Annotated in this window: 21 protein-coding genes and 1 tRNA gene; 10 read left to right on the top strand and 12 right to left on the bottom strand. The window is 63.9% G+C overall.

The window, feature by feature from the left end; translation table 11 throughout:
• Window positions 1-110 precede the first annotated feature (110 nt).
• A tRNA-Gln gene (locus tag DQ230_RS15730) sits at window positions 111-185 on the bottom strand.
• A gap of 127 nt (window positions 186-312) precedes the next feature.
• Window positions 313-813 carry an SH3 domain-containing protein gene (locus DQ230_RS15725; RefSeq protein WP_113913548.1) on the bottom strand — a complete coding sequence of 167 codons (501 nt, stop codon included), beginning with the start codon at window positions 811-813 and terminating at the stop codon, window positions 313-315.
• Window positions 814-918: 105 nt separating this feature from the next.
• On the opposite strand from DQ230_RS15725, the gene DQ230_RS15720 reads away from it, so the two are divergent.
• The 6 genes from DQ230_RS15720 (at window position 919) to DQ230_RS15695 (ending at window position 7,749) form a co-directional block, all read left to right on the top strand.
• The gene (locus DQ230_RS15720) at window positions 919-1,899 is read left to right on the top strand and encodes a 2-hydroxyacid dehydrogenase (protein ID WP_113913547.1); all 981 of its coding nucleotides are present in this window, start codon (window positions 919-921) and stop codon (window positions 1,897-1,899) included.
• A 4-nt stretch (window positions 1,900-1,903) separates the two neighbouring features.
• The gene (ggt, locus tag DQ230_RS15715; RefSeq protein ID WP_113913546.1) at window positions 1,904-3,640 is read left to right on the top strand and encodes a gamma-glutamyltransferase; all 1,737 of its coding nucleotides are present in this window, start codon (window positions 1,904-1,906) and stop codon (window positions 3,638-3,640) included.
• A gap of 92 nt (window positions 3,641-3,732) precedes the next feature.
• Window positions 3,733-3,972 (top strand): hypothetical protein, encoded by a 240-nt coding sequence (locus tag DQ230_RS15710; protein WP_113913545.1) that lies wholly within the window; start codon window positions 3,733-3,735, stop codon window positions 3,970-3,972.
• Window positions 3,973-4,145: 173 nt separating this feature from the next.
• Window positions 4,146-4,820 carry a hypothetical protein gene (locus DQ230_RS15705; protein ID WP_113913544.1) on the top strand — a complete coding sequence of 225 codons (675 nt, stop codon included), beginning with the start codon at window positions 4,146-4,148 and terminating at the stop codon, window positions 4,818-4,820.
• 99 nt (window positions 4,821-4,919) lie between these two features.
• Entirely contained in the window at window positions 4,920-7,427 is a 2,508-nt protein-coding gene (locus DQ230_RS15700) for a GcvT family protein (protein ID WP_113913543.1), read from the top strand.
• On the top strand, window positions 7,420-7,749 hold the full coding sequence (locus DQ230_RS15695) for a hypothetical protein (protein ID WP_162497476.1): 330 nt from the start codon (window positions 7,420-7,422) through the stop codon (window positions 7,747-7,749). The genes DQ230_RS15700 and DQ230_RS15695 overlap by 8 nt, the downstream gene beginning before the upstream one ends.
• A gap of 39 nt (window positions 7,750-7,788) precedes the next feature.
• Here DQ230_RS15695 and DQ230_RS15690 read toward each other — a convergent pair whose 3' ends face one another.
• Genes DQ230_RS15690 through DQ230_RS15675 form a run of 4 tightly spaced genes read right to left on the bottom strand, consistent with a single transcriptional unit; the run spans window position 7,789 to window position 11,631 of the window.
• Window positions 7,789-8,034, bottom strand: coding sequence for a MoaD/ThiS family protein (locus DQ230_RS15690; protein ID WP_113913541.1), 246 nt, complete (start codon window positions 8,032-8,034; stop codon window positions 7,789-7,791).
• Window positions 8,035-8,039: 5 nt separating this feature from the next.
• Window positions 8,040-10,283, bottom strand: coding sequence for a xanthine dehydrogenase family protein molybdopterin-binding subunit (locus tag DQ230_RS15685; RefSeq protein WP_113913540.1), 2,244 nt, complete (start codon window positions 10,281-10,283; stop codon window positions 8,040-8,042).
• On the bottom strand, window positions 10,280-10,759 hold the full coding sequence (locus tag DQ230_RS15680) for a (2Fe-2S)-binding protein (protein WP_113913539.1): 480 nt from the start codon (window positions 10,757-10,759) through the stop codon (window positions 10,280-10,282). The genes DQ230_RS15685 and DQ230_RS15680 overlap by 4 nt, the downstream gene beginning before the upstream one ends.
• Complete coding sequence (locus tag DQ230_RS15675; protein ID WP_113913538.1) at window positions 10,756-11,631, bottom strand: FAD binding domain-containing protein; 876 nt, start codon at window positions 11,629-11,631, stop codon at window positions 10,756-10,758. Before DQ230_RS15675 ends, DQ230_RS15680 begins: the two co-directional genes overlap by 4 nt.
• A 228-nt stretch (window positions 11,632-11,859) precedes the next feature.
• On the opposite strand from DQ230_RS15675, the gene DQ230_RS15670 reads away from it, so the two are divergent.
• From DQ230_RS15670 to DQ230_RS15660, 3 genes are read left to right on the top strand one after another with little or no spacing between them, the layout of a single operon-like run.
• On the top strand, window positions 11,860-12,564 hold the full coding sequence (locus DQ230_RS15670) for an ABC transporter permease (RefSeq protein ID WP_113913537.1): 705 nt from the start codon (window positions 11,860-11,862) through the stop codon (window positions 12,562-12,564).
• Window positions 12,561-13,274: an ATP-binding cassette domain-containing protein gene (locus DQ230_RS15665; protein WP_420820895.1), complete on the top strand. Its 714-nt coding sequence runs from the start codon at window positions 12,561-12,563 to the stop codon at window positions 13,272-13,274. The genes DQ230_RS15670 and DQ230_RS15665 overlap by 4 nt, the downstream gene beginning before the upstream one ends.
• Window positions 13,275-13,310: 36 nt before the next feature.
• On the top strand, window positions 13,311-14,135 hold the full coding sequence (locus DQ230_RS15660; protein ID WP_113913536.1) for an ABC transporter substrate-binding protein: 825 nt from the start codon (window positions 13,311-13,313) through the stop codon (window positions 14,133-14,135).
• A gap of 59 nt (window positions 14,136-14,194) precedes the next feature.
• Here the strand turns inward: DQ230_RS15660 and DQ230_RS15655 are convergent, their stop codons facing one another.
• From DQ230_RS15655 to DQ230_RS15635, 5 genes are all read right to left on the bottom strand, one after another.
• Window positions 14,195-15,127 (bottom strand): 3-hydroxyacyl-CoA dehydrogenase NAD-binding domain-containing protein, encoded by a 933-nt coding sequence (locus DQ230_RS15655; RefSeq protein ID WP_113913535.1) that lies wholly within the window; start codon window positions 15,125-15,127, stop codon window positions 14,195-14,197.
• Entirely contained in the window at window positions 15,127-15,879 is a 753-nt protein-coding gene (locus tag DQ230_RS15650) for an SDR family NAD(P)-dependent oxidoreductase (protein WP_113913534.1), read from the bottom strand. Before DQ230_RS15650 ends, DQ230_RS15655 begins: the two co-directional genes overlap by 1 nt.
• Window positions 15,876-16,667: an SDR family NAD(P)-dependent oxidoreductase gene (locus DQ230_RS15645; protein ID WP_113913533.1), complete on the bottom strand. Its 792-nt coding sequence runs from the start codon at window positions 16,665-16,667 to the stop codon at window positions 15,876-15,878. Before DQ230_RS15645 ends, DQ230_RS15650 begins: the two co-directional genes overlap by 4 nt.
• On the bottom strand, window positions 16,664-17,812 hold the full coding sequence (locus DQ230_RS15640; protein WP_113913532.1) for an aromatic ring-hydroxylating oxygenase subunit alpha: 1,149 nt from the start codon (window positions 17,810-17,812) through the stop codon (window positions 16,664-16,666). The genes DQ230_RS15645 and DQ230_RS15640 overlap by 4 nt, the downstream gene beginning before the upstream one ends.
• 152 nt (window positions 17,813-17,964) lie before the next feature.
• A complete protein-coding gene (locus tag DQ230_RS15635; protein WP_113913531.1) occupies window positions 17,965-18,603 on the bottom strand; it encodes a sulfotransferase family protein in 639 nt (212 codons plus the stop codon).
• 180 nt (window positions 18,604-18,783) lie between these two features.
• On the opposite strand from DQ230_RS15635, the gene recA reads away from it, so the two are divergent.
• A complete protein-coding gene (recA, locus tag DQ230_RS15630; protein ID WP_113913530.1) occupies window positions 18,784-19,851 on the top strand; it encodes a recombinase RecA in 1,068 nt (355 codons plus the stop codon).
• Between the two features lie 183 nt (window positions 19,852-20,034).
• Here the strand turns inward: recA and DQ230_RS15625 are convergent, their stop codons facing one another.
• Window positions 20,035-20,844, bottom strand: a complete 810-nt coding sequence (locus DQ230_RS15625; RefSeq protein WP_203228102.1) for a hypothetical protein — start codon at window positions 20,842-20,844, stop codon at window positions 20,035-20,037.
• Between the last annotated feature and the right edge of the window lie 141 nt (window positions 20,845-20,985).

Genomic DNA, 20,985 nt, shown 5'->3' with positions numbered 1-20,985 from the left:
GGACCACAACCGGGGCACACCTATGGCTACCCCATACAGGGGGCATTATCAGGGGCATTTCTGGCCCTGACGAGGCCCTGAGGCCAATGGTCTGTAATGTAAAAGAGAAATGGCTGGGGTGGTAGGATTCGAACCTACGATACACGGTACCAAAAACCGATGCCTTACCGCTTGGCTACACCCCAACTTGGCGTGGTGATTACTCTGGCCCGGCATGGGGTGCAAGACCGAAAGGCAAAAATTTTTGCCTTTTCCACATGTTTTTGGCGGGCTTCGGTGCGGCGCGATCAGCGACGTGGCGGGCAGGGCGGTTCAGTCCAGTATTTCTTCGGCGCCGACGCCCCAGATGGCCGATTTTGGCACCCATCCGCCATAGCCGCCGACGGACAGATCGCACCAGTCGCGCGTGCATTCCTCGATCCGTGCGATCACGCCCAGTTCGAGCTGCGCAACCACCAGCGACTTGGGATCGGGGCTGCCGCGCATTTGCAGCATGTCCTGTTCGATCAGAACGGTGCGCACGCCCGACAGCAGCGAGTAATGCATCCAGCCGCCCGCGCCGTCGCGGTCGCGCACCCGGCGCCAGTGGCCATGCTCGGCGGTGATTTCCAGCGGCGTGTCGCGCTTGCGAAAGATCCAGTCGATGCGGTGGGTGCGGCTGGGACCGCGCCGCACATAGCCCTCGGCGGCTTTCATTGACACGAACCGCGGCAGCGGCAGATTGGTGACCTGGCCGCGATCCTGCGCTGCGGCAGCCAAAGGAAGCGCGGCGGCAAGCGCCAACGCCCAGAGCGTTTGGAATGGCTTGACCATAGTCAGATTTCTGCCCGTTATGACCTGCGGGGTTCTTGTGCCTCGCCCGTTACTGCGCCACCATGCCATGAAGATATTGAACATGGAAGATCAAGGAGACGCTTCATGCCATCTCAACGCCTGAGTGTTGCCCTGACGCGGCGCTTGCCTGAACCGGTCGAGGCCCGTCTGCGCGAGCTGTTTGATACCACGCTGCGCGAGGACGACACACCCATGACCCGCGAGGAGCTGGTGGATGCGATGCGCAGCAGTGATGTGCTGGTGCCGACGCTGACAGACCGGATTGATGCGGGGCTGATCGGGCAGGCGGGTGACCGGCTGAAGCTGATTGCGAATTATGGCGCCGGGGTGGATCACATTGATGTCGCCACCGCGCGGCAGCGGGGCATTTTGGTGTCGAACACGCCGGGCGTGTCCGCCGATGATACCGCCGACATGACCATTGCGCTGATGCTGAGCGTGATGCGCCGCATTCCCGAAGGGCTGTCATTGATGCAGACCGGCGAATGGCGCGGCTGGTCGCCCACCGCGCTTCTGGGCGGGCGGGTGTCGGGCCGGCGCTTGGGTATTCTGGGCTTGGGCCGGATCGGGCAGGCGGTGGCGCGGCGCGCGGCGGCCTTTGGCATGGAGGTGCATTACCACAACCGCAAGCGCCTGCGCCCTGAAACCGAAGAGCAGCTGGGCGCGCGCTATTGGGAGAGCCTGGATCAGATGGTGGCGCGGATGGATGTGATTTCCGTCAACTGCCCGCATACGCCATCGACCTTTCATCTGATGAATGCGCGCCGTCTGGCGCTGATGAAGGAGGGCGCGGTGATCGTGAACACCTCGCGCGGCGAAGTTATTGACCAGAACGCGCTGACGCGGATGCTGCGCGCGGGCGAAATCGGCGGCGCGGGGCTGGATGTGTACGAGGATGCGGCCAACCCGCGCCTGCGCGAGATGAAGAATGTCGTGCTGTTGCCGCATATGGGATCGGCCACCAATGAGGGCCGCATTGAGATGGGTGAAAAGGTTCTGGTGAATATCAAGACGTTTCAGGACGGCCATCGCCCGCCCGATCAGGTCATTCCGGCGATGCTGTAGCCCGATGCGCGCGCTGGTTTTGACACTTGCCCTGCTGGCCGGCTCTGCGACTGCGCAGCAGGCCAGCGATGCCGTTGCGCCCGAAATCGGCGCGTTTCAGGCGCAGGACACGGGCGCCCCCGTTCTGGCCGATGACTGGATGGTGGTTGCGGCGCATCCGCTGGCCAGCCGGGCAGGGGCGCGGGTATTGCGGCAGGGCGGCACGGCAGCCGATGCGATGGTGGCCGTGCAGCTGGTGCTGGGGCTGGTGGAGCCGCAAAGCTCGGGCCTTGGGGGCGGCGCGTTTCTGGTCTGGTACGACGCGGCCAGCGGTCAGCTGACCACGCTTGACGGGCGCGAGACCGCGCCGATTGCCGCCACGCCGCTGCTGTTTCAGGATGCGGACGGGCGGACGCTGGGCTTTATGGATGCGGTCGTTGGCGGCCGGTCCGTGGGCGTGCCGGGCACCCCCATGCTGCTGGCCGAGGCGCATGCCCGCTGGGGGCGGCTAAGCTGGCCGGACCTGTTCACCGAGGCACAGGACCATGCGACGAACGGCTTTGACGTCAGCCCGCGCATGGCCGCCTCCATCGCCGCAAACGCCGACACGCTGGACCGGTTTGCCGCCACGCGCGACTATTTCATGCCCGGTGGCCGGATCCTGAAAGCGGGCGACAGGCTGACAAATCCGGCCTATGCGCAAACGCTGCAAACCTTTGCAGAGGACGGACCGGGACCGTTCTACACCGGCACCATCGCGCGCCAGATCATCCGCGCGGTGCAATCGGCGCCCGGCAATCCCGGTGCGCTGAGGCTGATGGATATGGCGCTCTATTCGGTCAAGGAACGCGCCGCTGTCTGCGCGCCATACCGCGCGCATGAGGTGTGCGGGATGGGCCCGCCATCGTCGGGCGCCATTGCCGTGGGCCAGATACTGGGCACGCTGGCGCAGTATGATCTGGCCGCGCTTGGCCCGGATGACGCGCAGGCGCGCCGCCTGATCGGCGATGCCACGCGGCTGGCTTTTGCCGACCGGGGGCGTTTCGTGGCCGACAGCGATTACGTGCCGGTGCCGGTTCAGGGCCTTCTGGCGCCTGCCTATCTACAGCAGCGCGGCGCGCTTCTGGATCTCCGTGATGCGCTGCCGGATGTGGCGCCGGGTGCGCCCGAATTTGACCACGCGCAGCTCTGGGGTGATGACAACGCGATCGAGCTGCCGTCCACTTCGCATATTTCCATTGTGGATCGCTACGGCAATGCGCTGTCGATGACCACCACGATCGAAAACGCCTTTGGCTCTCGCATCATGGCCGCCGGGTTTTTGCTGAATAACGAGCTGACGGATTTCAGCTTTGCCAGCCACGAGGGTGGGCGCCCCATCGCCAACCGGGTCGAGCCGGGCAAGCGGCCCCGGTCCTCCATGGCGCCGACGATCGTGATGCAGGACGGCGCGCCGGTATTGGTGCTGGGATCGCCGGGCGGCAGCCAGATCATCCCTTATGTGGCCAACGCGGTCATTGCCTCCCTGGATTGGGGCATGGACGTGCAGCAGATGACCGAAATGCCACATCTGACCAACCGCTTCGGCACCTATGATCTGGAGGAGGGGACCAGCGCCGTCGCCTTGGCAGACCCATTGCGCGCAATGGGTTACGAGGTGCAGCTGCGCGGCCTCAATTCCGGACTGCACGCCATCGTCATCGGCGACCGCCTGCAAGGCGGCGCAGATCCGCGCCGCGAGGGGCTGGCCATCGGCGAATGACGGCCGCGCCGGAATACCGCCGCGCCCGCATCATAAAAACGCCCGGTTTCAGGCCGATCATCAGCACAGCATGATGCAGACAGGGCCTGAACATGAATTACTTTTCCATCGGCTTTGGCGCCGCCGCAATCGCCGCCGTTATCGCGGTTGATTATGTCAATCAAGCGGGCGCCGCCGGACAGGCGCCCGGCGCGTTTGCGGCCACAGCCTACCTTGCCACCTATCGCGCACGGGCGACGCCCGCACCGGTTGAGCCTGCGCCGCAAGCCCGTCCAGAGGGGGGCGCGCCCCACTCAAACCCGGTCGCCATCGTCCAGCCCGACGCGGCGTAACCAGACGCGCCGCCCCCTCCGCAGCGATTGCAAATGTCGGGCGGCGTCAGCTGCCTTGACGGATCGGCAGGGCGGTTCTGCCGCGACTGATACGGCGCGCTCCGATGCCTATTGCGCGTTGGCCTTTTGCGCGCAAACGCGCAAGACTGCGGGCGGCGACAGGGGGCGGCGGAATGAGGCAGAATCGAGCCATCAGGCGGATCATCACAGCGGCAACTTGCGCGCTGGCGCTGTCGGCCTGCGCGCGCCCGCTCACCCCGAACGAGCGGGCCTTTGCGGCGGATGTCATTGGCCCCGCACTGGATCTGGACAGGGTGCGCATCGCCCGCGGATTTACGGCGATGCCGGCCGCACCGGAAACCCCGGACACATCCGACCTTTACCCGGTTATGCGCGAAAATCAGATCAGCGGCCTGTGCGACCGCACATCGCCCGAGCCGCGCAGCGGCCCGCCCCCCGGCTGGGCGCTGTGGAGCCGCGTTCACATGAGCCGCGATTTCTACCGCGCCGATCTGGCGCCGGACTGGCCCCGGTCCGCGCGCTTTCCGCAGGCGCTGGTTCTGGCGCATGAGCTGGTGCATGTCTGGCAATGGCAGCATCGCCGGGCCACCGGCTACCGTCCGGCGCGGGCCGCGTTCGAGAGTTTTGCGAACATGGACCCCTATTTCTATGTGCCGGGGCCAGACGCGACATTCCTCAAATTCGGGTACGAGCAGCAGGCCGCACTGGTCGAGGATTACCTGTGCTATGCACTCTACGATCCCACCGCACCGCGCCGGGCCGAATTGCGCCCGCTGCTGGCGCCGTATTTTCCGGTGGGCCGTCTGGATGCCGCGCTGGCGCGATAAGGCCCGCGTCGGTTTTGCATGACGTTATGTCGTCCGCGCCGCGCGCGCCGTGCTGGAGATGATAAAAGCGGGGCAACACTTGCCATCGGAGCGCAGCACATGAAAACCACTGTCAAAGCCCTTGTCGTCGGCGGCGGTGCCGTCGGCACCTCGATTGCCTATCATCTGGCGCGCGCCGGTTGGGATGATGTCATGCTGCTGGAGCGCGACGAGCTGACATCGGGCAGCACATGGCACGCGGCGGGCCTGCTGCCCTATTTCAACATGAGCTACGCCACGACCCACATTCACGACTATTCGATCAAGTTCTATAAAACGCTGGAGGAGGAGACGGGCCTGAACGCCGGCTTTGCCGTGGTCGGCAACCTGCGCATGGCCCAGACCGAGGAGCGGATGGATGAATACCGCCTCTACGCCTCGACCGCCGAAACCTGCAGCGTTCCCTACGAATGGATGACGCCCGACCAGATCAAGGCGAAATGGCCATTGATCCGCACGGATGACCTCAAGGGCGCGCTCTATCACCAGACCGACGGCTATATTAACCCCGCCGATGTCACCATGGCCATGGCCAAGGGCGCCCGCCAGCGCGGCGTGATGATCGAACGCAAATGGCAGGCCGATGCGTTCCACTGGAACGGCGCGGCGTGGGAAGTGACCGCCACCAAGATGGTCGAGAAGGGCGGCAATCTGGTGCCCTCTGACGAGCAGGTTGTCATCACAGCCGAGCATGTCGTGACCGCCTCCGGCAACCACGCGCAGCGCACCGCGAAAATGCTGGGCATCAAGATGCCTGCGATCCCGGTCGAGCATCAGTTCATCGTGATGGATCAGGACCCCGCGCTGGTCAAATTCCGCGCCGAGGGCAATGTGGAGCATCCCGTGATCCGCGACGCCGACGCGCAATCCTATGTACGCGAAGAACGCGGCGGCTGGATTCTGGGCGTCTACGAGCCGAACGCGCCCGCCCGGTTTGAGCATGGCGTGCCCGACAGCTTCCGCGCCGATCTGTTCCAGCTCGATCTGGAGCGGATCGAGGATCAGTACATGGCGATGAACCACCGCATCCCGTCTTGCGAGGAATGCGGGCTGAAGGACGATTTCAACGGCCCGATCTGCTATACACCCGACGGCAACCCGCTGGTCGGCCCTGCGCCGGGCCTGCGCAACATGTGGCTGGCCGAAGGCTTCAGCTTTGGCATCACGGCGGCGGGCGGCACCGGCTATTACCTTGCCCAGATGATGGTGAACGGCGAGGCCGAGATCGACATGGCGAGCCTTGACCCCAAGCGCTATTCGTCGAACTGGATGACCACCGAATTCGCCGCGCGCAAGAACGAGGAATGCTACGAGCACGTCTATATCCTGCACCACCCGGACGAAGAACGCCCGGCCTGCCGCCCGCTGCGCACCGCGCCCGCCTATGACCGGCAAAAAGCGCGCGGCGCGCAGTTCGGTTTTGTCAACGGCTGGGAGCGGCCCAACTATTACGGCCCGCTGGACGCGCCCGAGAATTTCGATCACGACGCGCGGTCCTTCCGCCGCGGCGGCTGGTGGCAATATGCGGTGGACGAGGCACGCGCGATCCGCGAGGGCGTCGGCCTGATCGACGCGACCGCGTTTTCCAAGCATATCGTCAAGGGGCCGGGCGCGACCGCGTTCCTCGACTGGTTCACCTGCAACAAGCTGCCGAAAGTGGGCCGCATCAACCTGACCTACGCGCTGACCGCGCACGGCACCACGCGCACGGAATATACCATCGTGCGGACGGGCGAGAACGAATATTACCTCGTCTCTGCCGGGGCCTGGACCGAATATGACGCCGATTTCCTGCGCAAGGCCGCCGAGGACAAGATGGGCGATTTTGGCTATATCGAGATCCAGGATGTCACCACGCAATGGGGCGTCTTTGCCATCGCCGGTCCGAAATCGCGCGATGTCCTGCGCGAGGTGATCATCGACGCCGATCCCGAAACGGCCCTGTCGAACAAGCGGTTCCCATGGCTGACGGCCCGCCAGATCGAACTGGGCATGTGCCCCGTCAACGCCATCCGCGTCGCCTATACCGGCGAGCTGGGCTGGGAGCTGCATCACCCGATCGAGATGCAGAACTACCTGTTCGACCTGCTGGAGAAGGCAGGCGAAAAGCACGGCATGAAGCTGGTCGGCGCCCGCGCACAGAACTGGCTGCGGCAGGAAAAATCGTACCGCGCTTTTGGCAACGAGCTGGGCCGCGATGCCACCCCGCTGGAGGCCGATCTGCCGCGCTTTGTCGATCTGGAAAAGGATTTCCACGGCAAGGAGGCGATGGTGGAAACCGGCATCCGCGCCAAATGCTGCACCCTGCTGATCGACGGGCCGGATGATGCCGATCCGTGGGGTCGCGAGGTGCTCTATACCGCAGAAGGCGAGCGCGTTGGCCGCCTGACCTCCGGCGGCTACTCGGTCGCCTTCGGCAAAAGCATCGGCATGGGCTATATCAAGCCCGAACTGGTGGTGCCGGGCACGGTGCTGAAGGTCAAGATCATGGACCAGCTTTGGGACGCGACAGTGACCGAGGACAGCCCGTATGATCCGAAGAACGAGGTCATTCGCAAGGATGGATAAATCACGCCCCGCAATGCGGCATCAGGTGGTCATTGACGATATACTAGCGGATGCGCCACCGGAGCAGTTGGAGACGCCGGAACCTAGTGCTGAAGACGATCGCTGGTTCGGGGGGCTGCGCGATACTGTCACAGCCGGGACAGATTATGTCGAGAAGGGCCAGAAAGTTCTTGCTCGTGCAAATGAGATTGTAGCCAACGCAGACAACCTCATCAAAAGTTACCTGTCGATACTTGCGGTGCTGATAATTCGGGTTGCCTTGCTGCCAACTCTGCTGATCTGGGGCGTCTGGATACTAATCCGCAATTACGAGCGAGGTTGATAGCTTGGGAACTTGTGAAATCGCGGCTGAATACGGATGTTACCCGCCTTTCATATAGGGCATCAGCACCACTTCGCTGTCCGGTTTCACTTCGGTAAACCACGAATTGCGATAGACCAGCCCATCGACCGCGAGCGATACGCCGCGGTCGATTTGTGGCTTCAGCGCCGGATACTTGGCCGCCAGAGCGTCCAGCAATTCCTTGAAATTGCTGGCCTCTACCTCGACCACCTCTTTCCCGTCGGCCAGATCGCGCAGGGAGCCCCAGAGTTTGACCTGAACCATTTCGATCAGTCCTTTGCCATGACCGCCTTGAGGATCTTGGGCGGTGACATCGGCAATTCGGTCAGACGCACGCCGACGGCGCGGCTGACCGCGTTCGACAGCGCCGCCAGCGGCGGCACAATCGGCGTCTCGCCCACGCCGCGCACGCCGTAGGGGTGGCCGGGGTTGGGGATCTCAAGGATAACGGTGTCGATATTGGGCAGGTCGGAGGCCACCGGAATACGGTAATCAAGGAAGCCGGCGTTTTGCAGGCACCCATCCTCGCCATAGATATATTCCTCGTTCAGCGCCCAGCCGATGCCCTGCGCCGCGCCGCCCTGCATTTGCCCTTCGACATAGTCGGGATGCACGGCTTTGCCCGCGTCCTGAAACACGGTGTAGCGCAGCACTTGGGTTGCGCCGGTTTCGGGATCGACCTCCACATCCGCCAGATGCACGCCAAAGCTGACGCCGGCGCCTTCGGCGTTGACCTCGTGATGGCCGGCAATCGGCCCGCCGGTTTCGGACGATATGGCGGCAATCTCGGCCAGTGTCATCGGCTCGAAATTTCCCGCGTTGGGGCCGGAGGGTTTCGCGGCGCCGTCCTCCCAGATCACCGCGTCGGCGTCGATCCCCCAGATTTTCGCCACGCGTCCGCACATCACGCGGATCGCTTCGCGCGCCGCCTTGATCGTGGCAAGGCCGACGGCAAAGGTCACGCGGCTGCCGTCGGTGACGTCGTTATGGCCGATGCTGTTTGTGTCGGTGATGACGGTGCGCACCTTGTCATAGGGAATGCCCAGCTCCTCGGCGGCCATCATCGAGATGGACGCGCGGGAGCCGCCGATATCGGGGTTGCCTTCGGTGACGCCCACGGTGCCGTCGCTGTTGATGATCATCGAAACCGAGGTGTTGCCGCCGAAGTTGAACCAGAAGCCGCAGGACAGGCCGCGGCCTTGGTTCTCGCCCAAGGGCGCATGGTAGTGGTCATGCGCCTTGGCGGCCTCCAGCGTGGCCATCAGGCCGATCTGGTCGAAGGTCGGCCCGTAGGAGGATTTCGTACCGGCATCGGCGGCGTTTTTCAGGCGCACGTCCAGCGGGTCCAGTTCCAGCTGCTGGCACAGCTCGTCCACCACCGACTCCACCGCGTAGATCGCCATCGGTGCGCCGGGCGCGCGATAGGACGCCTCCTTGGGCCGGTTGGTCAGCGCGTTCCAGCCCTGCGTGCGCACGGCCGGCATGTCATAGGCGGCAAAGGCGGCCTGCGCGCCCATGTCGACGGTCGTGCAGGGAAACGCGCCGCCCTGATAGCGCAGCCTGGCCTCGCCCGCGGTGATGCGGCCGTCCTTGGTCATGCCGATGCGCACATCCATGGAGGAGGACACGGTGGGACCGGTGGCGCGGAAGACGTCGACGCGGCTCATCACGATCTTGACCGGGCGGCCGGATTTGCGGGAGAGCGCCAGCGCAACGGGTTCGATAAACACGGTGGTCTTGCCGCCGAAACCGCCACCGATTTCCGAGGCGGTCACGCGCAGTTGGCTGCCCTCCATGCCCATGATCCCGGCGCACAGGTCGCGCACCATGAACTGCCCTTGGGTGCAGCACCACAGGTCGGCCTTGCCGGCCGTGCCGTAGGAGGCAAGGCAGGCATGCGGCTCGATATAACCCTGATGGGTGGCGGCTGTGGTAAAGCTGCGCTCGATGATCTTGTCGGCGCGTGCAAAGCCGGCCTCCAGATCGCCATGCCCGAATTCGCAGTAATGCGTGACATTGGCGCCGCTGCCGGATGGAACGGATTCGTCGGCGCGGGCCTCCTGCACCACCGGCGCGTCCGGCGTCATCGCGGCGTCCACATCGGTGACATGGGGCAGGGGTGTGTAATCCACCTTGATCAGTTTCAGCGCCGCCTTGGCGGTGGCCATATCCTTGGCCGCGACGGCGGCAACGGCGTGGCCGTCATAGAGCACCTTGCCCCGCGCAAGGCAGTTGTCCTGCACATCGCGCAGGCCCTCATCCTCGGCCATGTGCCAATCGGCGGAGGTCACCACGGCCTTGACGCCGGGCAGGGCCAGCGCGGCGGATGCGTCGATGCTGTTGATGATCGCGTGGGCGTGCGGGCTGCGCAGGATCAGCCCGACCTGCATGCCCGGCACGCTGAAATCCGCGCCATAAAGCGCGCGGCCCGTCACCTTGTCCACACCATCGGGGCGGGCGACCCGCGTGCCGATGACCTTGAAATCGGCCTTGGTTTTTGACTGGAAGTTCATGTTGCGCCCCTCATGTCGGCGGCTGCGATCTGAACAGCCTTGATGATCTTGTCATAGCCGGTGCAGCGGCACAGGTTCCCGGCCAGCCAATAGCGCACTTCGGTGTCGGTCGGGTCGGGGTTGCGCTCCAGCAGGTTTTTCGCCGCGACCAGAATGCCGGGGGTGCAGATGCCGCATTGCAGCGCCGCATGGTCGATGAACGCCTGCTGCAACGGATGCAGCGCCTCGCCGACGGCCATGCCTTCGACCGTCTTGATCTGCGCACCCTGCGCCTCGGCCCCCAGCACGAGGCAGGAGCAGACCAGCCGCCCGTCCATTTCAACGGTGCAGGCGCCGCAATCGCCGGTGCCGCAGCCCTCCTTGGCGCCGCTCAGATCAAGGCGGTTTCGCAGCGCGTCCAGCAGGGTTTCCTCGGGCGCGCAGACGAATTCGGCGTCGTCGCCGTTGATGGTGGTGGAGACGTGGATATTTTTCATGTGTTCTCTCCTGCGCGCTTTTGGGCGCGGGTCATGGCGATGCGCGCGGCGCGTTTGGCCAGAACGCCGGCCACGGTGGTGCGGAATTCGATCGTCCCGCGCTTGTCGTCGATGGGGCTGGCGGCGGCCTCGCAGGCGCGCACCAGCGCGTCGATGGCCGGATCCTCCAACTTTGACCCGGTGATTGCATCCGCCGCATCCGGCACCAGTACCGCGCGGGGGCCAACGGCGCCCAGCGCGACGCGCGCGGATTTGATCGTGCCGTCGCTGTTCAATTCAATATTTACAGCGGCAGAGGCCACCGCAATGTCCATTTCCGTGCGCGGAATGAAGCGCAGATAGGCGTCGGATGCAGCACCGGGCCGCGCGGGAAGGAAGATGGAGCTGACGAATTCGCCCTTGCCCAGAACGGTCTTGCCGGGGCCGGTCACGAAATCCTCGAGGTTGCAATCGCGCGGCGCCTCCGGCCCCTCGATCCGGGCGACCGCGCCCGCCGCGATCATCGCCGGGACGGAGTCGGCGGCAGGCCCGCCATTGCACAGATTGCCCGCCATGGTGCAGCGCCCCTGCACTTGGGTCGAGCCGATCAGCTCGAACGCCTCGACCACGCCGGGCCACAGGGCGCGCGCGCCCGCATGCTCGCCCAGTTGCTGGCCGGGCACGGCGGCACCGATGCGCAGGCCACCATCCTCGTCGGTGATATCCTTGATGCCGTTGATATGCTTGATGTCGATGATCGTCTCGGGCTGGATCGCGCCCGAGCGCAGATGCACCAGCAGATCGGTGCCCCCCGCAAGGATCCGCGCGGCGCCGTCGCTGCGGGCGAGGATGTCTGACACCTCTGCCGCGGTTTGCGGTTTCATATATTGCATTGGTCGCTCCATGGCTTGGCTGTGCTGCCGACTTTGGGCATTTGCGCAAGAGTTAACCTGAAATGCGGCCCCATCGCAATCAGGTGGCAGGGTTTTTCACGGCCCGCTCCCACGCGCCTGCCCAAAATGACGGGTTGCGGCGCGGTGCGGGGCCGGCCACGTTGCGCGCAGGATCGGCACGCCTGCGCGGCCCCCCGTAAGTGATGCCCGAATGACCGGACTTTTGCCATGAATGACCTTCTGGACGGGCTGACACAGGCGGCTTGGCTGGTGATCAGCCTGAATCCGGATCTGTACGAGATTGCCGCGCGCAGCCTGCGTGTGACGCTGGCCGCGCTGGTGATTGCCTGCGCCATCGCGCTGCCGCTGTCGGCGCTGCTGGCGGTGCAGCGGTTTCGCTTTCGCCGGGCAACCATCGCGGTGCTGAATGCGCTGATGGGGTTGCCGCCGGTGGTGGTGGGGCTGGTGGTGTATGTGTTTCTGTCGCGCAGTGGCCCCTTGGGCGTGCTGGGCCTGCTCTTCACACCTACGGCCATGGTCATCGCGCAGGTCATCATCATCGTGCCGCTGATCGCCTCGATCGCGCATCAGTCCCTGCGCGAGCTTTGGGCCGAATATCACGATCTGTTGATCTCGATGAACGCGGGCCGGGCGCAGCGCATTGCCACGCTGCTCTGGGATGGGCGCCGGGCGCTGCTGACCGCCGCGCTGGCGGGGTTTGGCCGCGGCGTGGGCGAGGTGGGCGCAATCATGGTGGTGGGCGGCAATATCGACCATGCGACGCGGGTGATGACAACCGCCATCGCGCTGGAGACGGGCAAGGGCAATTTCGCGCTGGCGCTGGGGCTGGGCTTTGTGCTGATCGCGCTGTCGGTCATGGTGAATCTGGCGATCCACTGGCTGAGCCGGACCGAAACCGGGGGCCGGTGGTGAGCGCGCTTTTGCCCATGCGCGCCAGCGGCGTTTGCGTGCATCGCCGCGGCAAGCGTCTGATCGGGCCGGTCGATCTGGTGCTGGACGGGCAGGGGATCACAGCGCTGATCGGACCCAATGGCGCGGGCAAGTCCACGTTGCTGAAGGCGCTGCACGGGCTGGAGCGGCTGAGCGCCGGGCGCATCGACTGGGCCTGCCCGCAGCATGAGGCGCAGCAGATGCAGGCGTTTGTGTTTCAAACTCCGGTGATGCTGCGCCGGTCGGTGCTGGACAACCTGATGTATCCCTTGCGTCTGGCCCGCACCCCGCGCGCGGCTGCACGTGCGGCGGCCGCCCAATGGTGCGCGCGGATCGGTCTGGAGGGAATGGAGGGACGCCTGGCCACGGTCCTGTCCGGCGGGGAGCGGCAAAAGCTGGCGCTTGCCCGCGCCCTGATCACGTCGCCGAAACTGCTGTTTCTGGACGAGCCGTCGGCGTCGCTGGATGGCAGCGCCACCCGCGAAATTGAGGCGATATTGACCCTTGCAACCGGCGCGGGAACACGTATCGTAATGGCGACGCACGACATGGGGCAGGCCCGGCGCCTGGCCCGAGAGGTTGTTTTTCTGCGCCGGGGCGAAGTGCATGAGGCCGCCCCCGCCGCGACATTTTTCGATGCCCCCGCCACCCGCGCCGCTGCGGCCTTTCTGGCGGGCGACATTGTGGACTAAAACATCCTGAACCACAGACGTATCGGAGGTATTTATATGCGTAAACTCACACTTGCCATGGCTGTCGCCCTGACCGGCGCTGCGGCCAGCGCCGAAGAGATGAAGATGGCCGTCACCACCAGCTTTCACAATTCCGGGCTGGCCGAAGTGCTGCTGCCCGAAATCAAGAAAGACACCAATATCGACGTGCAGCTCCTGGTCGTCGGCACCGGCCAGGCCATCAAGCTGGGCGAGGCGGGCGATGTCGACGCTGTGCTGGTCCATGCGAAAGCCGCCGAAGAGCAGTTCGTCGCAGACGGCCACGGCACCCATCGCCGCGAAATCATGTATAACGATTTCGTCATCATCGGCCCCAAGGAAGACCCGGCAGGCATCACTGATGCCGCCACCGCCGGCGATGCCTTTGCGGCCATCGCCGAGGCCGAGGCGCCCTTCATCAGCCGCGGCGACGACAGCGGCACCCACAAGAAAGAGCTGGGCCTGTGGAGCGCGGCCGGCTTTGGCGCAGGTGCGCAAGGCGATTGGTACAAGGCTGTCGGCGCCGGGATGGGCGCCGCGCTGAACACCGCCGCCGGGATTGATGGCTACATCATGTCCGACCGCGCCAGCTGGCTGAATTTCGGCAACAAGGGCAATCTGGAGCTGTTGTTTTCGGGCGATCCGCTGCTGTTCAACCAATATGCCTATCTGCCTGTGGACCCAGCCAAGGGCGACCACATCAAAAGCGATCTGGCCGAAGAACTGGAAGCGTGGCTGACCAGCGCCCGTGCCAAGGAGCTGATCGACGGCTACACGATCAACGGCGAGCAGCTGTTCACCTTCAACGCCGAAATGACGGACATGTCCAAAGCGGCTGAATAAGCTGTTGTTCCATTGCACATCAGCGCGGCGCGCCCCATCCGGGCGCGCCGCGCTTTGCGTCAGTCTGCCCTTAGCGGGCGCAGCACCTCCTGCATGGCGGTGATCATCGCATCGCGGCGGGCCAGCATGTCCGCGTGGCTCATCCCGCCCGCCGCCTCCTGCGCGCCGTCCACCAGCATCGCGATTGTGGCGTCGTCCAGATAGGGCTGGCCCATATCATCCCACCAGCCGTTGAACGTATCCCTGAAATGATCGCAGAATGCCTGCAATCCGCCCGGCCCCGCGCCCATGCTGAAACAGGCGGTCGGCCCCATCGCGGCCCAGCGCAGGCCGGGACCGGCCCACATCGCCTTGTCGATGTCACCGACGCTGGCGACGCCCTCATTGGCCAGATGGATCGCCTCGCGCCAGACGGCGGCTTGCAGGCGGTTGGCGACGTGGCCGGGCACCTCCTTGTTGATGCGGATCGTGACCTTGCCGATGCTGTCATAAAACGCGGCGGCGGCATCGGCGATGCCGGGGCCGGTGTGGTCGTTGCCCATCACCTCGACCAGCGGCACCAGATGCGGCGGATTGAACGGATGGCCCAGCACCAAGGGCGCAGGATCGGCCCAGCCGCCCTGCATCTGGCCCAGCGTCAGGCCGGATGCGGAACTGGCGACGATGGCGCCGGGGGTCAGCGCCGGTTCAATCTCGGCAAAGACGGCGTGTTTGATGGGCAGGCGTTCGGGCACGTTCTCCTGCACGAAAGTCGCGCCCTCCACGGCGGCGGCGGCGCTGCTGTGAAAGCTGAGCGCATCGGGCGTGCCGCGCGCCGTCAGGCCCAGCCTGGTCAGGGTGGGCCAGGCGGTTTCCACATAGGCGCGGGTCTGCGCCTCGGCCTGCGGCGAGGGGTCATAGATGGCGACCGAGCGGCCAGAGGCCAAGAACAAGGCGGCCCAGCTGGCACCGATGACGCCCGCACCAAGGCAGGCGGTATGTGCATGATCCATCAGAACAATCCCGGATTGAGCGGGGAGGCGGCGGTCATCCCGCCATCCACGGTAAAGGTGGCGCCGCTGACATAGGCCGCCTGATCGGAGGCGAGCCACGACACCATATTCGCGATATCCTCGGGCGCGCCCATGCGCCCGACAGGGTGGCGCGCCAGCGCATCGCGGCGCGCCGCGTCGGGGTCATCGGCAAGCGCAAACGCGTCATCGGCCATGTCCGTCAGGATCCAGCCGGGCGCGATCGCATTGCAGCGCACCTTTGGCCCGTGATCGACGGCGATGGAGCGGGTCAGGCCATGCACGAACGCCTTGCTGGCGTTATAGAGCGCCATGGACGGATCTGCTGCTGACGCCGAGATCGAGCCGATATTAACGATCACGCCGCCTGTCTCTTCCATCCCCGGCAGCACCGCACGGCACATGTTGAACACGCCCCGGCAGTTGGCGCCGATCACCAGATCCCAGTCTTCATCGGTGCTGCCTGCGGTGGTTTTTTCGACCTGAACGCCGGCATTGTTGACCAGAAGCGTGACCCGTCCCAGCGCCTGCGCGGCGGCCGTGATCTGCCCCGCGCCCGATGTATCGGCGACGCTGGCCTGCACCCAATGCGCGCCGCCGGGAAAATCACCGGGTCGCGGACCGCGCCCGCAGCCCAGCACGGTGTAGTTATCGGCCATCATTTGCTGCGCAATCGCCCGGCCAATGCCGCGCCCGGCGCCGGTGACAATCGCGACGGGGTTGCGCCAGATCATAGCTTCATCTGCTGGACTTGTGCGCTGAGGCCGCCATCCAGCACCCACAGCTGACCCGAGGCATAGCGTGCCTCGTCGCTGGCCAGCCATGTCACCAGATTGGCCACATCCTCGGGCGTGCCATAGGCGCGCATGGGATGCACGTCGCGCACCGCCTGCTGCAATGCGCCGATATCCTTGCCGCCCCCGCCCGAGCCGTCGCCGGTAAAGAAGCTTTGCAACATCGGCGTGTCGATATAGCCGGGGCAGATCGCGTTGACGCGGATGCCTTCGGGGCCGTGATCGCAGGCCATCGCGCGGGTCAGCGCATGCACCGCGCCCTTGGTCGCGCAATAGGCGGCCAAACCGGGGTCGGCGATGAACCCGTCATAGGAGCCGAAGTTGATCAGCGATGCGGTGGTGCCATCCGTGGCCGCCTTGCGCAGCAGGGGCAGGGCGTATTTCGAGGTCAGGAACGTGCCGGTGACGTTGACCGCAAAGCTGCGGTTCCATTCCTCCAGCGTGGTATCCTCAATGGTCTTCTCGATCTCGATCCCGGCCGCGTTTACCAGAATGTCGAGCTTGCCGGCCTCACCCGCGATGCGGTCCATCGCTTCGCGCACCTGATCCTCGCGGCTCACATCCAGCCGGATGAAGTCCGCATCTTCGCCGGGCTGGTCCAGCGATCCGCCCTCGCTGAGGTCGGCGGCATAGACGCGCGCGCCCTCGGCCAGAAACCGCGCGCAGATGGCGCGGCCGATCCCGCCGCGCCCGCCGGTGACGAGGGCGGTCTTGCCTTGCAGTCTCATGCGGCTTCCTCCGCCGCCTTGGCGTAGGCATCCAGCACAAGGCCGTGGAAATGATGCACCGCATGTTCGGATTTGCCGGAACCCGTGGGGTCATTTACGATCCGCCCCTGGGTGAAGGCAGGCGTGCTCATCCCGCGCTGAACGCTTTCGACCAGACCGATGTCTTCGGGCTGCAAAACCTCGTCAATGTAGCGCATGGCATCCACTTCCATCGGGTCGGGGTCTGGCGTTTCCAGATAGAAATCATAGGTTTCCAACGTGCGGTCCGGCCCGACAGGCACGATGTTCAGTACGATCATGCTGGAGCGTCCCGGATAGCGCATCAGGCAAGTCGTCGGCCACAGCCACCAGACGGCGTGGGTTTTCACCGTGGCGTTGGACACGTCATAGGCGCTGTTGGGCGCCTTGCCGGCCTCGGCCATATGCGACGAATAGATGCCATATGTCGTGACCTTGTAGGTGTCCATATCGACCAGATCGCAAAAATCCTTGTGCGCGGTCGGACAGTGGTAACATTCAAGGAAGTTGTCGACGACATTCTTCCAGTTCGACCTGATGTCATAGGTCAGACGGCGGCCAAACGTCAGGTTCTCGATATCGGGTGCCCAGTGGCGGATCTCGGTTTCCAGATTGCCGGTCTGCTCGGACAGCGATTTGGCATCAGGGTCCAGATTGACATAGACGAAACCGCAGAACTCCTCGACCTGCACTTCGTCCAGGCAGATATCGGAGGGGGTGAAATCCTCCAGATGTTCGGTTTCCGGCGCGCGTACCAGCTGGCCGTCCAGTTTGTAGACCCACGCATGATAGGGGCACATGATGCGGCTGGTCACGCCTTCGCCGCTGAGCAACTCGTGCGCGCGGTGTTTGCAGACGTTGTAGAAGGCGCGCAGGATACCCTCGCGGTCGCGCACGATGGCAATGGGCTGGCCCGCCACCTGAAGCGCGAAATAGCTGCCCGGCTCGCGCAGTTTTTCGACATGGCACACCCATTGCCAGTGCTTCGCCATGATGGCGCGCAGGTCGGCGTCGAACCATTTCGGCTCGGTATAGGCGTCACTGCGCAGCGACAGGGACCGGCTGCTGTTGGCATCATAACCGCGCCGGATGGCCGCAAAGTCATCTGCTGAGGGGTATTGTGTCATGGCATCGCTCCGAAGGTGAACCGCGGGATGGGTGCAGATAAAATCGCTGTGCGCGTCGCGAAATTAGGGCATGGCGGTTGCGAAATGATTAACATGGAACGAGCTTAACAGCATCCATGGCAAATGCCAGTCACACCATGGCAGGCCGGTGATTACCCTATCGGCGACGGAACCGGTTCGGGCGTGTATTGCCCGTCGCTGCCGATGCTGGCGTGCAGCCTGAAATCGGGCGCGTATTTGCGGCGCAATCGCGCCTGCGTCTGGCCGTCAAGTGGCAGTTCGGCGGGAGCAGACGCATTCAGCCGCTCGGGCTTGATCGCTATGCCCAGGCGGCCCTCCAGATAACGCTCCAGCGCCGGTTGGTCCTCGTAGCGGAACAGGTGGGTCGCAGCGGTGCCGTTGCGCTGAGGCTCCAGAAATTTGGACTGCGAGCCGACATTGGCGCGGCGCGGTTGCTTGCCTTGCAGATAGTCCTGCACAAAATCGTCAAAGCTGATGCCCGCCGTGCTGGTCGGCTTGCCCTCCAGAAACGGGCGCTGGCGGTAGCGATACCAGCTGCCCAGCCAGTCGATGGGGTCGCGCATCACGGCGATGACATGCAGATCCGGGCCGATGAATTTTTCCAATGCGGGGCGGAAAAACCGGTTGTAACGGAATATCGGCGCGTGTTTCAGCTCGGGCGGGTCGGTGACGATCATCGACGCATGCGGCGCCAGCGCGGCCTGCCATGCGGTCGTGCCAGTCTTGGGGACCGACAGAAATACCAGTTTATGCTTGGAAAACACCAACATATCTCACTCCGCTGACGCCGGACCCGGCCTAACCTTTCTTTAACACTTCTGCGGGAAAGTGAAGATATGAACAATCTTCTTGAAATGTTCACGCTTTGTGTTCATGTAGGGTGGGAACAAGCAGCGAACAAACGCAGCAATTGCCGCTAGAGGCAGTGTGTGGAATAAGGACGAAACGCAATGGCAACGGCAGATCTTTTGAGCATGGATAACAAGAAAAGCGCAGACAAGCAGAAGGCCCTCGACAGCGCGCTTGCGCAGATCGAACGGCAGTTCGGCAAGGGCTCGATCATGAAACTGGGGGATAACCCCATTACCGACATGGAATCGACCTCCACAGGTTCGCTGGGTCTGGACATCGCCCTCGGCATCGGCGGCATCCCAAAGGGGCGGATCATCGAAGTGTATGGCCCCGAATCCTCGGGTAAAACCACGCTGACGCTGCATTGCGTCGCGGAAGAGCAGAAAAAAGGCGGCGTTTGCGCCTTTGTCGATGCCGAACACGCGCTGGACCCGCAATATGCGCGCCGTCTGGGTGTGGATCTGGACGAATTGCTGATCTCTCAGCCCGACACGGGCGAGCAGGCGCTTGAGATTGTCGACACGTTGGTACGCTCCGGCGCGGTCAGCATGATCGTCGTCGATTCGGTTGCGGCGCTCACGCCGAAATCCGAACTTGAGGGCGACATGGGCGACAGCAGCGTCGGCGTGCATGCCCGCCTGATGAGCCAGGCCATGCGCAAGCTGACCGGCTCGATCAGCCGCACCAAATGCACGGTGATCTTCATCAACCAGATCCGCATGAAGATCGGCGTCATGTTCGGCTCTCCCGAGACGACAACAGGCGGCAACGCGCTGAAATTCTACAGCACGGTCCGTCTGGACATCCGCCGCATCGGCTCGCTTAAGGACCGCGAAGAGGTGGTCGGCAACGCCACCCGCGTCAAGGTGGTCAAGAACAAGGTCGCGCCGCCGTTCAAACAGGTGGAGTTTGACATCATGTATGGCGAAGGCATCTCGAAGATGGGCGAGATTCTGGATCTGGGCGTCAAGGCCGGTGTCGTCGAGAAATCAGGCAGCTGGTATAGCTACGGCGACGAACGGATCGGCCAGGGCCGGGAAAACGCCAAGACGTTCCTTAAGGAAAACAGCGCCATGGCACTTGAAATCGAGGACAAGATTCGCGCGGCGCACGGGCTGGACTTTGACATGACCGCGTCCGACGGCGAGGATGTGATGGAGGCATAAGCCCCATCCCCCCCTGAAGATAAATGGCCCGGCCGCATTGCGCTGGCTCGTTCCGGAATATGGGACACGAGGGCTGGGAAACGATCTGTTTCCCAGCCCTCAACTTTTCGGCGACCCGGCCTCGCTCTTGAGCCCAACCTTGTTCACATCTTCCGGATGGCGAAGGTTCAACTCATAGGCCGTCTACCGGTCCTCGAACTTCCTCCACAACGGCGTGCCGTGATAGAGCCAAGGCCGATAGAGAACGCGCCTCGGGTCAGGTGCCTTGCGAGGTTGCCCGTTCGATTTCTCCGGATCTGCCCCAAGCCGCATTGCCGGAGTCAGCATGACCGGTGTCGTCGTCGCCATTTTCGGGATCTCGAGCGTCTCTTTGGTGCCCGGGATACGGATGGAGGACATTCCTGCTGGGACCGGAGATTCGCTTCCGGCAGCCGCGCCCGGCCCCTTGTATTGACGTGGCTCGAACCAGTTGTAGTAGATCCGAAAAATGTTGAGAAACGCCATCAACACGGCAGGATTGAAGACTGCTCCATTGATATATGCAGGACCTGTCCGCGCTCCCTTACCGCCGGCCCGTTTCGACGGGCTTGTTCGATGGCGCAAGGAACTCATGAAGGTCGATACGGGCTGAATGGTCGCTTTCAGGGCTCGTCGCGTCAGCGCTGCGCGGAGTTCAGGGTCATGGACCTTCTGGTCGAAAGCCAGCTTCTTCAAAGGGTCTCGATACTTCTTTCGCAGGACAGGAAACCCCACGACTTTCTGTGTCTCCCCGAAATACTGAGCCGGCGTCTTTATCCAGACCTGGGGGAACTGGCGAGACTGGAAGTTCGGAATCGCATGCGAGTATTTCGTGCCATTTCGTCCCTCGATGCAGGCTGTTGACATCCGCTTGGTGCAATAGTGCTCCAAGAGTTCACGATCCGAAATATCGTCTCCGAGCTTTGCCCGCGCTCTTTCCTTGAAGGCCTCCAGCCCCTCAGTGAAACGGGCCATACGCTCCTTGCTTTGTAAGGCTTCGGCGGGGGCCGTCTGACTTCGGCTACGATCCGATGATAAGTCCGGCCTTATGTCCGATTTCATTTACCGCCCTCAAATCGAAGTTCTCTCTACGGCCGATGGCATTCGCCGTCGGCA

It is taken from the genome of Roseovarius dicentrarchi, from assembly GCF_003316635.1.
Classification (GTDB): Bacteria; Pseudomonadota; Alphaproteobacteria; order Rhodobacterales; family Rhodobacteraceae; genus Roseovarius; species Roseovarius dicentrarchi.
This window is presented reverse-complemented; position numbering and strand designations above follow the sequence as displayed.